This is a genomic window from Micromonospora sp. NPDC048839 (assembly GCF_040649915.1).
GTDB lineage: Bacteria > Actinomycetota > Actinomycetes > Mycobacteriales > Micromonosporaceae > Micromonospora.
Map to the genome: position 1 here is coordinate 88,742 of NZ_JBEZGL010000010.1, position 14,668 is coordinate 103,409.

Consider the following 14,668-nt stretch of genomic DNA (forward strand, 5'->3'; position numbering starts at 1 on the left):
TGTCAGCTCGCGGGCAGTCCAGCCCGGTCGTTAACCGCGATCTAAGGAAGACTTGCGACGGCCCACAACCCGGTCAGTCGTCGGTGGGACGCTGACGCGGCCAGCGTCGTCCCGCACCCTTGGTGTCCCGGGCGTCGCGGGCCATCCGTCCGACCAGACCGAAGCGGCTGACCTGCCGCGGCGTCGCCTCCGGATCGGCGAGGAGCATCACCACGCTGGCCCCGCCCAGCCGGGCCCGGTCGATGCTCACCGACCCGTTGGCCTGCAACGCCACCCGCTTGGCGATGTCCAGGCCCAGCCCGGTCGAGCCCTGGTCGCTGGTGCCCCGCCGCAGCGCCCGGTCCGGGTTGGCGATGCCGGGGCCGGCGTCGTCGATCCGGATCGCCACGTAACCGTCGCGCCGGGACACGGCCACCTCGAACGCCGTGCCCTGCGGGGTGTACCGGAAGACGTTGCCGATCACCGCGTCCAGCGCGGCGGCCAACTCGGCCCGTGGCACCGGCGCGGGGATGCGCAGTTGCGCGCCGTTCACCCGGTGTGGCCGGTTCTGGTCGCCAGCGAGGGCCGCCCAGAACACCATCCGGTCCCGGACCACCTCGCTGACGTCACACATCGCCGGCCCGGCCTCGTGCGCCACCGACTTGCGGGTCGTCTTGATCAGCACGTCGATCTCACCCTCCAGGGTGACGATCGCCTGCCGGATCCGCCGGATGCCGCGCAGTCGGTCCAGCTCCGCCGGGCTGAACGACCCCACGCTCGTGTCGTCGGACTCCAACGCCTCCGCGTCCAGGCGCAGCACGGTCAACGGGGTACGCAGACGATGCGACAGATCGGCCACCAGCTCCCGCTCGTCGGTGCGGGCCGCGTCCAGCCGGTCGGCCATCCGGTTGAAGGCGTACCCGGCCTCGGCCAACTCGCGCGGACCGGTCGGCTCGACGCGTACGCCCAGGTCGCCGTCGCCGATGGACAGCGCGGCCCGGACCAGACCTCGGGTCGAGTCCACCGCGCGGGCGGCGACCCGGTCGACCACCAGCACCGCCGCGCCGGCCATCGCCGCGCCGACCGCGAACAGCAGCAGCCAGGTGCCACCGGCACCCTCGCCCAGCGTCGAGTCCGGCAGGAACACCTCGACCACGGCCGTGCGGTCACCGAGAACGACCGGGTCGAGCCGGATCACGCCCCCGTCCACGTCGACGACCCGCGACCGTCGGTCGGCCCGGGCCCGGTCCAGGTCGCCACCGGTGGCTCGACCGGCTGACTCGTCCAGACCCAGACCGTGCACCACGGGCCGGGTCGGCGCGCCCTCGGCGCTCGCCACCACGGCCCGCTCGACGACCGCCGGGTCGGTGCTCACCGCCAGCGCGCCGGTGACCAACGCGCTGCGTCGGGCCGCGTCGGCGATCGCCTCGTCCCGGCTCTGCTCGCGCAGGCTGAGCCCGAGTGGGATCAGGAACGCGAGCGCGACGAGACTGCACATGCCGGCCGTGAGCAGGGCCAGCGCCGTCCTCAGTCCGGTGCCACCAGCCGGAATCCGACCCCCCGCACGGTGCGCAGGTAGCGCGGCTTCGCCGCGGACTCGCCCATCTTTCTGCGGAGCCAGTACAGGTGAACGTCGATGGTCTGATCCTCGCCGACCGATGGCTGCCGCCATACCTCCTCCAAGAGTTCCCGGCGGGACACTACCCGCCCAGGTCGTGCGGCGAGATACGCCAACAGGTCGAATTCCTTGCGGGTCAGCGCCAGCGGCTCCCCGTCGAGCTGGGCGCTGCGCTCGCCCACGTCCACCCGCAGCCCGCCGACGCTGTGCACCGCGGGCTGCACCGTCCGGCTGGCCCGTCCGGCCCGCCGCAGCACGGTGGTGATCCGCGCGTCCAGGTGCGCCCCGGTGAACGGCTTGACCATGTAGTCGTCGGCGCCGGCACGCAGCAGTTTGACCACCGACTGCTCGTCGTCCCGGGCGGTCGCGATGATGATCGGGACGTCGGTGATGCCGCGCAGCATCCGCAGCGCGTCCGAGCCGTCCAGATCGGGCAGGCCGAGGTCGAGCACCACCAGGTCGGGTGTCTCCGCGGCGACCCGACGCAGAGCATCCAGCGCCGTGCCCACGGCGTGCACGGCGTGCCCCCGGTCGGTGAGGGACCGCAGCATCGCGCCGCGTACGACGTGATCGTCTTCGACCAGGAGCACGGAGGCCACGACAAGACCGTACTTGGCCTGGCAAGTTGATCGCATTGCGACGTGCCTGCCGAGCGGGCAAGCTGGTACGACGATGTCGTTCACCCTGTTCGTCGATGCCCGTCTGGCGCTCGCCCGGGACAGTCTCGCCGGTCTCTCGACCGGCGACGCGCTCGGCGCGCAGTACTTCGTGCCGGGGGCAGCGCCCTCGGACTTCACCGCGGACGCGCTGCCGCCGGCCCCCTGGGAGTGGACCGACGACACCGAGATGGCCTGCTCGGTCCTCGCCGAGCTGGACCACTCCGGTGGTGTCGACCGCGACCGGCTGGCCCTGGCCTTCGCCCAGCGGTGTGCTCCACTCCGGGGCTATGGGGCTGGCGCGATGGCGATCCTGGAGCTGATCCGCACCGGCACCCCCTGGCCGCTGGCCGCCGCGTCCGCCTTCGACGGCCAGGGCTCGTGCGGCAACGGCGCGGCGATGCGGGTCGGTCCGCTCGGCGCGTACTTCGCCGACTCCACCGCGCGTGCCGCGGCGCAGGCCCGCGCCTCGGCCGAGGTGACCCACGCGCACCCCGAGGGCATCGCCGGCGCCGTCGCGGTGGCCGTGGCCGCCGCGCTGGCCGCCCGGGGCCGCCTCGACGGGCACCGGCCGGCCCCGGACCGTCTGCTCGCCGGGATCGCCGCCGCGCTGGACCCGGGCACCGAGGTGCACCGGAGCGTGAGCCGGGCGGCTGGGCTGCTCGGCCGACCGGCGGACCGGGTGGTGGCGGCACTCGGCAACGGCTCCCGGGTGACCGCGCAGGACACCGTCGGATTCACCCTCTGGGTCGCCGCGACCCACCTCGACGACTATCCGACGGCGATCCGGACGTGTGTCCGGGCCGGCGGTGACATGGACACCACGGCCGCCATCGTCGGAGCGATCGTGGCCGCGTACACGGGTGTCGGCACCCCGGGCGGGGTGCCGGAGTCGTGGCTGGCCGCCCGCGAGCCGCTACCTGCCTGGCTCCCCTGACCACCGGCGTTGCCCTGCGCTTGCGGGCTGGCCTGCGTGGGCGGCCTGCGCCTGTGGGCTGCCCTGCGTCTGGGTGGGCGGCCTGCGCCCGTGGGCTGGCCCGCGCCCGCGTCTGCGTGGGCGGCCTGCGCTTGTGGGTTGGCCTGCGTCTGGGTGGGCGGCCTGCGCCCGTGGGCTGGCCCGCGCCCGCGCCTGCGTGGGCGTCCTGCGCCTGCGGGTTGGCCTGCGTCTGGATGGGCGTCCTGCGCCTGCGGGTTGGCCTGCGTCTGGGTGGGCGGCCTGCGCCCGTGGGTTGGCCTGCGTCTAGATGGGCGGCCTGCGCTTGTGGGCTGGCCTGCGTCTGGGTGGGCGGCCTGCGCTTGTGGGTTGGCCTGCGTCTGCGTGGGCGGCCTGCGCCTGCGGGCTGCCCTGCGTCTGCGTGCTGCCTTGCGTGTGCCTGTGGGTTGGCCTGCGTCGGCGTGGGCTGGCCTGCCCACGATCAACTCGGCTTCCTGCAACTCGGTGGGTCCGCGCGGCGTGGATGCCGCGGTTTCCGGAAAGCCGAGTGGATCACCGCCAAATCGGGCTGTCCGTGCGGTCTGGATGCCGCGGTTTCCTGGAACCCGAGTGGATCACCGCGACGCTGCGGGCACAGCGGCCTGGAGGTCGGTGGGCTGGGGATCGACGGGCGCGGCGGTGTCGTCCGCGAGGCCGGTGACCTCGGTGGGCGCGGCGGTCTCGTTCGCGCGGCCGGTGATCTCGGCCGAGGTCGCGGTCTCGTCCGCGCGGCCGGTGACCTCGGTGGGCGCGGCGGTCTCGTTCGCGCGGCCGGTGATCTTGGCAGGCGCGGCGGTGTCGTTCGCGCGGCCGGTGATCTCGGCCAGGGTCGCGGCCTCGTCGGGCTTCTCGGCCTCGTCCGGGTGGCCGGTCACCTCGGCGAGCGCCGTGGCCTCGTCCGGGTCGCGTCGGCGCCACCGGCTGACCAGCCAACCGATCGCCGCGCCGCCACCCAGCCCGGCCAGCAGACCGGCGGCCAGCATCCCGTCGGCGCTGCCCTGGTCGGCACCGCCCGACCGGGCCGGCGGCGCGGCATCCACACCGTTGTCCGCGGCCGCTGGACCGCCGGCCGCTGGACCGCCGGCCGCTGGACCGCCCGCTGCTGGACCGCCGGCCGCTGGACCGCCGTGCCCGCCGTGTGCGGCCGGACCCGCCGCGCCGGGCGCCGCCGGCAGCAGAGTGAGCGCCGGCGCCCGGTGCGGGCCGGCGGCGTCCGCCCACCGGACCACCGTGCCGTCGGCGTACGTCTGGACGACCTCGAAGGTGAGCCGCTCCGCCTGCGGCATCGGCCCCATGGACAGCGCCAGCCGGGCCGGGCCGGGCTCGCTCTCGCCCAGCCGGACCCAGGTCACCGCCGTGGTCACCGTGCTCACTCCGGAGGAGTGGATGCCGGCCACCGGCTTGTCCAGGGTGCGGGAGCTGATCCGGGGCGCCCAACCGTTCACCGACATCGGGTAGACCTCGGCGATCGGCGCGTCGGCCGGCAACCGGACCTCGATCTGGTTGGTCTTCGTGCCGGCCCGCTCCTCGGGGACGGTGAACTCCAGGCGTACGGCGTCGCCCTGTCGGGCCTCGCTCGGAGTGGTCGTCACGTCCACCGCGTGTGCCGCGCCGGGCCAGAGCAGCAGCCCGGCGGCGGTCACCGCGGTCACCGCCGCGATCCGCCGCCGACGTCCACCACCGTGCGTGCTCGCCATCTCGTGTCCCCATCCCTGTCGACGCGACCGGCACCGGTTTCCGGCCACACCTTCTAGTTCGGCTCCGGGGCGCGAAAGGTTCAACGCCGGCGGTAAGGAAGGTGCCGTTCCCGGTCGGGGGCGGGGCGACCGATAGCATCGGCAGGAGCCGAGGATCGGCACCGTTTCGTACCACTTGGAGGAGTCACCGTGTCCGCACCCCGTACCCCCGCCGTGGCCGACCCTGTCGTCGTCGCCGCCGGGACCACGGCGGCCGACGCGGTGGCCGCGGCCGGACTGCCCGCGAACGGCCCCAAGGCGATCGTCGTGGTCCGCGACCCGCAGGGTCAGCTCCGCGACCTGGACTGGTCGCCGGCCGAGGAGACCGTCGTCGAGCCGGTCAGCCTGGACTCGCCCGACGGGCTCAACGTGCTGCGCCACTCCACCGCGCACGTGCTCGCCCAGGCCGTGCAGGACATCTTCCCCGAGGCCAAGCTGGGCATCGGCCCGCCCATCGAGAACGGCTTCTACTACGACTTCGACGTCGACAAGCCGTTCCAGCCCGATGATCTCAGCAAGCTCGAGAAGCGCATGCAGGAGATCATCAAGTCCGGGCAGCGGTTCCGTCGCCGCCGCTTCGGCAGCCTGGACGAGGCGCGCTCCGAGCTGGCCGACGAGCCGTTCAAGCTGGAGCTGATCGAGGTCAAGGGCGAGGGCCTGGACACCGACGAGGTGATGGAGGTGGGCGGCGGCGAGCTGACCATCTACGACAACCTCGACGCCAAGGAGGACAAGGTCTGCTGGTCGGACCTGTGCCGGGGCCCGCACCTGCCGACCACCCGACTGATCGGCGCGTTCAAACTGATGCGCTCGGCCGCCGCGTACTGGCGGGGGTCGGAGAAGAACCCCCAACTACAGCGGGTGTACGGCACCGCGTGGCCGACCCGCGACGAGCTCAAGGCGTACCTGAAGCTGTTGGAGGAGGCCGCCCGGCGCGACCACCGCAAGCTCGGCGCGGACCTCGACCTGTTCAGCTTCCCCGACGAGATCGGCTCCGGCCTGGCGGTCTTCCACCCCAAGGGCGGCATCATCCGCCGGGAGATGGAGCACTACTCGCGTCAGCGGCACGAGGCGGCGGGGTACGAGTTCGTCAACACCCCGCACATCACCAAGGCGCAGCTGTTCCAGACCTCCGGTCACCTGCCGTACTACGCGGACACCATGTTCCCGCCCATGCAACTGGAGGGCGCGGACTACTACCTCAAGGCGATGAACTGCCCGATGCACAACCTGATCTTCAGGTCGCGCGGGCGGTCGTACCGGGAGCTGCCGCTGCGGATGTTCGAGTTCGGCACTGTCTACCGGTACGAGAAGTCCGGCGTCGTGCACGGCCTCACCCGGGTCCGTGGTCTGACCCAGGACGACTCGCACATCTACTGCACCCGTGAGCAGATGGCCGGGGAGCTGTCCGCGCTGCTCAGCTTCGTGCTGGACCTGCTGCGCGACTACGGCCTGGACGACTTCTACCTGGAGTTGTCGACCCGGGACGACTCGCCCAAGTTCATCGGCGCCGAGGAGGACTGGGCGGAGGCGACCGAGGCGCTGCGGACCGCCGCCGCCACCTCCGGCCTGGACCTGGTGCCCGACCCGGGCGGCGCGGCGTTCTACGGGCCGAAGATCTCCGTGCAGGCGCGCGACGCGATCGGCCGGACGTGGCAGATGTCCACCATCCAGGTCGACTTCAACCAGCCGGAGCGGTTCGGGTTGGAGTACCAGGCCGCCGACGGCACCCGCCAGCGGCCCGTGATGATCCACCGGGCGCTGTTCGGGTCGATCGAGCGGTTCTTCGGGGTGCTCACCGAACACTACGCGGGCGCGTTCCCGGCCTGGCTGGCCCCGGTGCAGGTGGTCGGCATCCCGATCCGCGAGGACCACACCGACTACCTGCACGGCTTCGTCGCGGCGCTGCGCGCCGAGGGCATCCGGGCGCAGGTGGACGCGGGCGACGACCGGATGCAGAAGAAGATCCGTACGGCGCAGCAGCAGAAGATCCCGTTCATGGTGATCGCCGGTGACGACGACGTGGCCGCCGGCACGGTCTCCTTCCGCTACCGCGACGGCTCCCAGCGCAACGGGGTGCCGGTCGCCGAGGCGGTGACCCACATCCTGGACGTGGTCAGCTCGCGGACGAACATCGGCCCGTCCGCCGCCGCGGAGTAACGGAACCGGGCGCGGCCCGAGGGCCGCGCCCGGCAACCGCGACTGGGGGCCGTGCTGGGGGTCAGATGCCGCAGGTCGGTGCGGACCAGCCGCCGACGGCCGCCACGTGGGTGTGGTCGTTGTGGTCCGGGTAGCCGGGGCCGAGGATCTGCCCGAAGCCGTGGTAGCGGGCCTGCTGGGCCAGCCGGCAGAGCGACGGTGACCCGACCAGGTCCACCGCGTCCCCGTACAGGTGCCGGCTGTTGGACGCCCCGCCGACCGCGCTGTTGCAGGCGTAGCTGCGGAAGCTGCTGCTGATCGAGATGGCCACGTCGCCGAGGGCGTGCCGCAGGGCTTGGAGCTTCCACATCGAGACGAGCGCGTTGGATCGCGCGGTGCTCGCCGCGACCGCACCGCCGGACCAGTCGCTGTTGCACCTGTTCAGCTCGGGATAGCTGAAGTTGGCGGGTGTGCAGTCGTCGTCCTGCAGGGCGTAGAGCCGGTTGAACGTCTGCGGGCCGGCGATGCCGTCCGCGGGCAGCCCGTACGCCTGCTGGAAGCGGATCACCGCCGACCGGGTGGCCGGGCCGAACGCGCCGTCGATGGTGAGCACCGCACCGTAGCCGGGGTAGCCGGCGACCCGGATCTGGAGTTGCCGGACGTCGTCGCCGGACGCCCCCTGGGACAGGGTGCGACCCCAGGTGTAGCAGCCGTCCGCCTGTGCGGCGCCAGCGGTGAGGGTGATGCCGGCCACTGTGGTGGCGGCGGTCAGGGCGAGTGCCGCGAGGAGCCGGCCGAGCCGTCGGATCATGGGTGACCCTCCATCGATGCATGTACGAGTCTGGATGCATGGAATCTTCAGGTCTTGGCATTGATCCGTCAAGAATGTGCAGCACTTGCTTTTCCCGGCGACGGGTGTCGCGGTCCGACGGGACGGCTCCGTAGGATCGGCTCGTGACAGGGGCGGAACGGCACACGGACATCGACGGCATGGCGGACGGCCTGGATCGGCTCTGGACGCCGCACCGGATGACCTACATCTCCGGCGAGGACCGCCCGGCCGAGGGCTACGAGAAGCCCACCGGCTGCCCCTTCTGCCGGGCGCCCAAGCTGCCGCCGGAGGACAGCCTGGTGGTGGCCCGTGGTGAGCACGTGTTCGTGGTGCTCAACCTCTATCCGTACAATCCCGGGCACCTGTTGGTCTGCCCCTACCGACACGTCGCCGACTACACCGACCTGGACGTGCCGGAGACCACCGAGCTGGCGTCGTACACCCAGACCGCCATGCGGGTGATCCGTAAGGTCAGCAACGCGCACGGCTTCAACCTGGGCATGAACCAGGGCGGGGTGGCCGGCGCAGGCATCGCCGCGCACCTGCACCAGCACGTCGTGCCGCGCTGGGGCGGCGACGCCAACTTCATGCCGGTGATCGGCCGCACCAAGGTCCTGCCGCAGCTGCTCGGCGACACCCGCGACCTCCTCGTCCGCGCCTGGCCGTCCTGACCGCCGGCCGCGCGACGGCCAGAGCCGCGGCCGTCCGCGCCGGGCGCGGTCAGTCGCCGCGCAGCAGCGGGGTCAGCTCCGGCCAGCTCTCCACCCGGTGTACGCGCGGCAGCAGCGCCGCGTGTGCGGCGACCTGCGCCGGCCGGGGCCGGAACAGGAAGCGGTGCGGCACCGAATCGAGGTAGCCGAGCACCTCCAACTTGTCGTCCACGAAGTGGGTCAACCCGAGCCGCCGCGCGATCGGAGCCTTGTCCGGGCGGGTACGGCAGAAGTGCACGCGCTCCACCGGGATGCCGGTGCGCGCCGGGAAGTCGTGGTGGGCCAGCCACTCCCGGGTACGCCGCTCGGTGGCCTCCCCACACTTGGACACCAGGTGCACCTCGTCGAATGCCGGGCCGAGTGCCGCGAGCGCGTCGAACGACCCGGCGACGGCGGGGGTACGCAGGTAGTGCGCGCCGAAGAACGACGTGTCGGCGTCCTCGTCGGCCGGCTCGATGATCACTCCGCCGATGTCCACCCCGAGCCGCCGCATGGCGTTGATCATGCCGCACCGTGACCGTCTTCGTGCGCCCGCGTATCCGCCCGCGGATCTGCTCGTCCCGACCAGGTGAAGGTGGCACGATCGGCCGATGGCAGTCACGACGCGGACGTTGGGGCGCAGCGGCATCGAGGTCAGCGCCCTCGGCATGGGGTGCTGGGCGATCGGCGGGCCCTGGGCGGAGGGCACCCAACCGCTGGGCTGGGGCGCGGTCGACGACGACGAGTCCGTGCGGGCGGTCCGCCGGGCGCTCGAGGAGGGCATCACGCTCTTCGACACCGCCGACACGTACGGCGCCGGGCATGGCGAGCGGGTCCTCGGCCGCGCGCTCGCGGGCCGCCGGGACGAGGCGGTGATCGCTACCAAGTGGGGTTACACCTTCGACGAGGCGAGCCGACAGGCCACCGGGGAGGACGCGTCGCCGGCGTACCTGCGCCGGGCCGTGACGGACTCGCTGCGGCGGTTGGGCACCGACCGGATCGACCTCTACCAGCTGCACCTGGCCGACCTGTCGGTGCCGCGGGCGCAGGCGTTGGTCGGCACCTGCGAGGACCTGGTCGCCGAGGGCCTGATCCGGGCGTACGGGTGGAGCACCGACCGGGTCGACCGGGCCACCGCGTTCGGTCACGGCGCCGCCGGTGCCACCGCCGTGCAGCACACCCTGTCGGTGCTGCGGGACGCCCCCGAGTTGCTCGCGGTCTGCGACAAGTACGACCTGGCCAGCGTCAACCGGGGACCGCTGGGGATGGGCCTGCTCACCGGCAAGTACTCGGCCGGGTCGGTGCTGCCCCGCGACGACGTACGCGGGTTGACCCCCGGCTGGTTGGAGTGGTTCCGCGGTGGCCGACCCGCGCCGGAGTGGCTGCGCCGGGTCGGGGCGGTCCGCGCGGCGCTCACCGCCGATGGGCGCACCCTCGCCCAGGGGGCGCTGGGCTGGATCTGGGCGCGCAGCGGCCGCACCATCCCGATCCCCGGCTGCCGTACGGTCGCCCAGGTCGAGGAGAACGCCGCCGCGCTACATCGGGGTCCGTTGCCGGCGGACCAGTTCGTCGAGGTGGAGCGCCAGTTGGCGGCCCTGCGCACCGCCGCCCTGCTGGACGCCGACCGCCCCCACTGGCCCCCTCCCGCGCACCCCACCGTCCACCCCTGAAGCGGGGCGTCCGTACCCGTCCGGCGCACCCGTCCGGATACCTGTTCGGTCCGTGTCGCCGTTCCGTCCCGGACTCAGGTGCCCACCCCACCTGTGCCTGCGGCCTCCTGTGGAGCTGCCCCGTATCTGGGGCGGTGGCCAGGCCGGGTGGCGGTGACCTGTGAAGCTGCGCTGTGCCTGGGTCGGCGGCTCGGTCAGGTCCCGGCGCGCGGGTAGAGCTGCCCCAGATCTGGGGCAGCTCTACAGGGCGCGCGACATGCCATGCCAACCCGCCGCACCGCCCCTTCGATCACGAGTTGTGGTGCCTCGCGGATCGTGGGCTCCGGGCGGCAGGAGCGGTGGGGCGGGGGGTCAGGGAGTGTGTTCCTTGCGGATCTGGTCGGCCAGGTGGGCGGGCATGGGGTCGTGGCGGACGTACTGGCGGCGGAAGGTGCCGGTGCCAGCCGTCAGGGAGCGCAACTCGACGGCGTAGCGCAGCAACTCGGTGGCCGGCACCTCGGCGCGCACGAGGGTGCGGCCCTCGGTGTCCGGGTCCGGTTCGGTGCCGAGCACCCGGCCGCGGCGGCTGGACAGGTCGCCCAGCACCGCGCCCACCGAGCCGTCCGGCACCCGGATGGTGACCTCGTCGATCGGCTCCAGTAGCGCGGGCTGACCACGGTCGGCGGCGTCCCGCAGGGCCAGCGCGCCGGCGGTCTGGAAGGCCGCGTCGGAGGAGTCGACGCTGTGCGCCTTGCCGTCGACCAGGGTCACCCGCAGGTCCACCACCGGGTGGCCGGCGACCAGGCCGCGCTCCAGTTGGGCGCGGACGCCCTTCTCCACCGACGGGATGTAGTTGTGCGGCACCGCGCCGCCGACGACCCGGTCGACGAACTCGTTGCCGCTGCCCGGGGGCAGGGGCTCGACCTCGATGTCGCAGACCGCGTACTGGCCGTGGCCGCCGGACTGCTTGACGTGCCGGCCGTGCCCCGTCGCGGGCACGGTGAGCGTCTCGCGCAGCGACACCGTGACCGGCTCGGTGTCCAGCTCGACGCCGCCGGCGCGCAGCCGGTCGAGCACCACGTCGGCGTGGGCCTCGCCCATGCACCAGAGCACCAACTGGTGGGTCTCCGGGTTGCGCTCCAGCCGCAGGGTGGGGTCGCCGGCGACCAGGCGGGCGAGGTTGCGGGCCAGGGCGTCCTCGTCGGCGCGACGGTGGGCGACGACCGCCACCGGCAGCAGCGGCTCGGGCATCTCCCAGGGGGCGATCAGCAGCGGTTCGTCCCGGGCGGAGATGGTGTCGCCGGTCTCGGCGCTGCCCGACTTGGTGATCGCGCAGATGTCGCCGGCCACGCAGAGCGGTACCTCCCGCAGGGTGGCGCCCAGCGGGGTGAAGATGTGCCCGACCCGCTCGTCGGCGTCGTGGTCGGGGTGCCCGCGTTCGGCCATGCCGTGACCGGACACGTGCATGGTCTGGTCGGGGCGCAGCGTGCCGGAGAAGACCCGGACCAGCGAGACCCGGCCGACGTGGCGGTCGATGGTGGTCTTGACGACCTCCGCGACGAGCGGCCCGGCCGGGTCGCAGGTCAGCGGCGGACGCGGCGAGCCGTCGACGCCGGTCACCGCCGGCAACTCGTGCTCCAACGGCGACGGGAACGCGGCGGTCAGCACCTCCAGCAGCACGTCCAGCCCCACCCCGGTCTCGGCGCAGACCGGCACCACCGGGTAGAAGTGCCCCCGGGCCACGGCCTTCTCCAGGTCGTCGATGAGCACCTCGGTGCTGATCTCCTCGCCGTCGAGGTAGCGGTCCATGAGGGTCTCGTCCTCGCTCTCGGCGATGATCCCCTCGATCAGCTCGTCGCGGGACTCGTCGATGGCCCGCTGGTGCTCCGGGTCCGGGTCGCGGACGTCGGCGGGCAGTCCGGCGGAGTAGTCGAAGACCCGGCGGGTGATCAGGCCGAGCAGCCCCTCGGTGGACACGCCGTCGTCGCCGAGCATCGGCAGGTAGAGGGGCATCACGTTGTCGCCGAAGAGGCGTTGGCAGAGCGCCACCGTCTCGTCGACGTCGGCGCGGGGCTGGTCCAGTCGGGAGACCGCGACCGCGCGGGGCAGGTCGACCGCCGCGCACTCCTCCCACAGCGCGACGGTGGCCGCGTCCATGCCGCCCGCCGCGGAGACGACGAAGAGGGCGGCGTCGGCGGCCCGCAGCCCGGCGCGCAGTTCGCCCACGAAGTCGGCGTACCCGGGGGTGTCCAGCAGGTTGACCTTGATGCCGTTGTGCAGCAGCGGCGCGCAGGACAGGCTGACCGACCGCTGCTGGCGGACGGCGGCGGGGTCGTGGTCGCCGACCGTCGTGCCGTCGACCACGGCGCCGGCCCGGCCGATCGTGCCGGTGGCCGCGAGCAGGGCCTCGACAAGCGTCGTCTTGCCCGCACCGGAGTGCCCGACGAGCACCACGTTGCGAACCCGCTCGGGCTCGGTCACCACCGGCGCGCCGCCGGTGGAACCCTTCTCATGCTTCTGCGCCATGGGGCGCACCTCCCTCAGCCGGTGGTGGGTGGCGACCGCCGCGCGACGGTAAGCGGCCCGGGGCGAGTGCGCGGCAGTATCCTCCGGTGGTCTCGTGCACAGCGGGAACGGGACGGGTGGGCGGGTGAGCTGGCTCACCCTCCGCCTCGATCTCACACCCGTTGCCGGGTAGGCACAAGCCTCTCCCGGGCGGGTCGGAGGGGCGGCCGTATCGGCGGACCTGGGCGGACCGTTATCGTGGGGACCGCCATGGCGAAGATCTTCCAAGTGTCGGCCCGCGCGGGGATGACCCGCGTCGTCGAGCCGATTGCCCGCGCCCTGCTGCGCGCGGGCGTCACCCCCAATGCCGTCACCGTCGCGGGCACCGTTGGTGTGCTCGTCGGCGCGCTCGGCCTCGGTGCCCGCGGCCATCTGGTCGCGGGCGCGTTGATCGTCACCCTGTTCGCGCTCACCGACCTGCTCGACGGGACGATGGCCCGGATGAGCGGCGGCTCCACGAAGTTCGGCGCGTTCCTCGACTCGAGCATGGACCGGGTCGCCGACAGCGCCGTCTTCGGTGCCGTCGCGTACTGGCTGGCCACCCAGGGCAACTACTCCGGGGTGGCCGCCGCGTTGGTCTGCCTGGCCGCCGGCAGCCTGGTCTCCTACGTGAAGGCTCGCGCCGAGGGGCTCGGCATGACCTGCAACGTGGGCATCGCCGAGCGCACCGAGCGGCTGCTGATCGTCGGGGTCGGCGGCATCCTCACCGGCCTGAACGTGAAGCCGGCGCTGGAGATCGCGCTCTGGCTGCTCGCCGCGGTGTCGATCTTCACGGTGGGGCAGCGGATGGCGCACGTCTACCGCCAGGCCCAGCAGCTCCAGCCGGACGGCCAGGCGTGAGCGGCGCGTCCACGGCCCCGCGCCGGGCGACCGGCGGCCGGGCCGCGTGAACCTCACCGAGCTGGGCTACCTCGCCGGCTGGCGGGTGGTCCGCGCGCTGCCCCGGCCGTTGGTGGCGGCGGCGTTCCAGGCGGGCGCGGACCGCGCCCACCGCCGCGGCGGAGGGGGTACGGCCCGACTGCGCGCGAACCTGCGCCGGGTGGTCGGCCCGGAGCTGCCCGAGGCCGAGCTGGACGATCTCGTCAAGCGGGGGCTCCGCTCGTACGCCAGGTACTGGATGGAGGCGTTCCGGCTGCCCGCGTTGAGTCGGGCGCAGATCCTGTCCGGCTTCCGGCTCGACGGCGCCGAGCTGCTCGCCGCCGACGTGGCCGCCGGCCGGGGCGCGGTGGTGGCGCTGCCGCACGCCGGCAACTGGGACGCCGCGGGCGCCTGGGTGGCGGCCACCGGCTGGCCGATCACCACGGTCATGGAGCGGCTCAAGCCGGAGGGCGTGTACAAGCGCTTCCTGGCCTTCCGAGAGGTCCTCGGGATGGAGATTCTGCCCACCCACGGCGGGTCGCGTCCGGCGTTCGACGTGCTGCTGGACCGGGTACGCGCCGGTGCGGTGGTGCCGTTGCTGGCCGACCGGGACCTGTCCGCCCGGGGGGTGGAGGTCGACTTCTTCGGCGGGAAGACCCGCATGCCGGCCGGGCCGGCGCTGCTCGCGTTGCACACCGGAGCGCCGCTGTACGTGGCCTCGATGTGGTACGAATCGGATGCGGCGTGCGCGTCGCTCGCCGGCCCGCTGCCGGTGCCGGGGCCCGAGGCGGGGCCCCTGGACCAGCGGGTTCGTACGCTGACTCAGCTGATCGCCGACCGTCTGGCGGCGGGTATCGCCCGACATCCGCAAGACTGGCACATGTTGCAGCGGATGTGGCTGGACCAGCGGGGGCCCGGGGACGGCACGGCGCTGCCCCCCTCGGCCGCCGGTCAGGCCTGAGGAGGTGGTGGGC

General features: G+C 73.2%; 12 protein-coding genes. 6 read left to right on the forward strand and 6 right to left on the reverse strand.

Annotated elements, in window-relative coordinates; translation table 11 throughout:
• Positions 1–73: 73 nt before the first annotated feature.
• Together AB0C25_RS20205 and AB0C25_RS20210 are read right to left on the reverse strand one after the other, a co-directional pair.
• Complete coding sequence (locus AB0C25_RS20205; protein WP_357375235.1) at positions 74–1,477, reverse strand: HAMP domain-containing sensor histidine kinase; 1,404 nt, start codon at positions 1,475–1,477, stop codon at positions 74–76.
• Positions 1,478–1,506: 29 nt separating this feature from the next.
• Entirely contained in the window at positions 1,507–2,196 is a 690-nt protein-coding gene (locus tag AB0C25_RS20210) for a response regulator transcription factor (protein ID WP_030489108.1), read from the reverse strand.
• Between the two features lie 73 nt (positions 2,197–2,269).
• Here AB0C25_RS20210 and AB0C25_RS20215 point away from each other — a divergent pair, with 73 nt between their 5' ends.
• Entirely contained in the window at positions 2,270–3,190 is a 921-nt protein-coding gene (locus tag AB0C25_RS20215; RefSeq protein ID WP_357375237.1) for an ADP-ribosylglycohydrolase family protein, read from the forward strand.
• Positions 3,191–3,801: 611 nt separating this feature from the next.
• On the opposite strand, the gene AB0C25_RS20220 is transcribed toward AB0C25_RS20215, so the two are convergent.
• Positions 3,802–4,923, reverse strand: a complete 1,122-nt coding sequence (locus AB0C25_RS20220; RefSeq protein ID WP_357375239.1) for a DUF1775 domain-containing protein — start codon at positions 4,921–4,923, stop codon at positions 3,802–3,804.
• Positions 4,924–5,112: 189 nt separating this feature from the next.
• On the opposite strand from AB0C25_RS20220, the gene thrS reads away from it, so the two are divergent.
• Entirely contained in the window at positions 5,113–7,122 is a 2,010-nt protein-coding gene (thrS, locus tag AB0C25_RS20225) for a threonine--tRNA ligase (RefSeq protein WP_357375241.1), read from the forward strand.
• A gap of 61 nt (positions 7,123–7,183) precedes the next feature.
• Here the strand turns inward: thrS and AB0C25_RS20230 are convergent, their stop codons facing one another.
• Positions 7,184–7,912 (reverse strand): D-Ala-D-Ala carboxypeptidase family metallohydrolase, encoded by a 729-nt coding sequence (locus AB0C25_RS20230; protein WP_357375243.1) that lies wholly within the window; start codon positions 7,910–7,912, stop codon positions 7,184–7,186.
• Between the two features lie 179 nt (positions 7,913–8,091).
• Between AB0C25_RS20230 and AB0C25_RS20235 the strand changes: the two genes are divergently transcribed.
• Complete coding sequence (locus AB0C25_RS20235) at positions 8,092–8,604, forward strand: HIT domain-containing protein (protein WP_357375562.1); 513 nt, start codon at positions 8,092–8,094, stop codon at positions 8,602–8,604.
• A gap of 49 nt (positions 8,605–8,653) precedes the next feature.
• On the opposite strand, the gene AB0C25_RS20240 is transcribed toward AB0C25_RS20235, so the two are convergent.
• Positions 8,654–9,148, reverse strand: a complete 495-nt coding sequence (locus AB0C25_RS20240) for a hypothetical protein (protein WP_357375245.1) — start codon at positions 9,146–9,148, stop codon at positions 8,654–8,656.
• 85 nt (positions 9,149–9,233) lie between these two features.
• Here AB0C25_RS20240 and AB0C25_RS20245 point away from each other — a divergent pair, with 85 nt between their 5' ends.
• On the forward strand, positions 9,234–10,292 hold the full coding sequence (locus AB0C25_RS20245; RefSeq protein WP_357375247.1) for an aldo/keto reductase: 1,059 nt from the start codon (positions 9,234–9,236) through the stop codon (positions 10,290–10,292).
• Positions 10,293–10,643: 351 nt separating this feature from the next.
• Here AB0C25_RS20245 and AB0C25_RS20250 read toward each other — a convergent pair whose 3' ends face one another.
• Positions 10,644–12,797 (reverse strand): elongation factor G-like protein EF-G2, encoded by a 2,154-nt coding sequence (locus AB0C25_RS20250; protein ID WP_357375250.1) that lies wholly within the window; start codon positions 12,795–12,797, stop codon positions 10,644–10,646.
• A gap of 249 nt (positions 12,798–13,046) precedes the next feature.
• Between AB0C25_RS20250 and pgsA the strand changes: the two genes are divergently transcribed.
• Both pgsA and AB0C25_RS20260 read left to right on the forward strand, forming a co-directional pair.
• Positions 13,047–13,676 carry a phosphatidylinositol phosphate synthase gene (gene pgsA, locus AB0C25_RS20255; protein WP_357375252.1) on the forward strand — a complete coding sequence of 210 codons (630 nt, stop codon included), beginning with the start codon at positions 13,047–13,049 and terminating at the stop codon, positions 13,674–13,676.
• 46 nt (positions 13,677–13,722) lie between these two features.
• Positions 13,723–14,655, forward strand: a complete 933-nt coding sequence (locus tag AB0C25_RS20260; protein WP_357375254.1) for a phosphatidylinositol mannoside acyltransferase — start codon at positions 13,723–13,725, stop codon at positions 14,653–14,655.
• The last annotated feature ends 13 nt before the right edge of the window (positions 14,656–14,668 follow it).

Bases quoted from the DNA above. Each gene is read 5' to 3' on its own strand.
- AB0C25_RS20205 (WP_357375235.1), bottom strand. From the start codon at position 1,477: ATGTGCAGTCTCGTCGCGCTCGCGTTCCTGATCCCACTCGGGCTCAGC.
- AB0C25_RS20215 (WP_357375237.1), top strand. From the start codon at position 2,270: ATGTCGTTCACCCTGTTCGTCGATGCCCGTCTGGCGCTCGCCCGGGAC.
- AB0C25_RS20220 (WP_357375239.1), bottom strand. From the start codon at position 4,923: ATGGCGAGCACGCACGGTGGTGGACGTCGGCGGCGGATCGCGGCGGTG.
- AB0C25_RS20230 (WP_357375243.1), bottom strand. From the start codon at position 7,912: ATGATCCGACGGCTCGGCCGGCTCCTCGCGGCACTCGCCCTGACCGCC.
- AB0C25_RS20235 (WP_357375562.1), top strand. From the start codon at position 8,092: ATGGCGGACGGCCTGGATCGGCTCTGGACGCCGCACCGGATGACCTAC.
- AB0C25_RS20240 (WP_357375245.1), bottom strand. From the start codon at position 9,148: ATGATCAACGCCATGCGGCGGCTCGGGGTGGACATCGGCGGAGTGATC.
- AB0C25_RS20245 (WP_357375247.1), top strand. From the start codon at position 9,234: ATGGCAGTCACGACGCGGACGTTGGGGCGCAGCGGCATCGAGGTCAGC.
- AB0C25_RS20250 (WP_357375250.1), bottom strand. From the start codon at position 12,797: ATGGCGCAGAAGCATGAGAAGGGTTCCACCGGCGGCGCGCCGGTGGTG.
- pgsA (WP_357375252.1), top strand. From the start codon at position 13,047: ATGGCGAAGATCTTCCAAGTGTCGGCCCGCGCGGGGATGACCCGCGTC.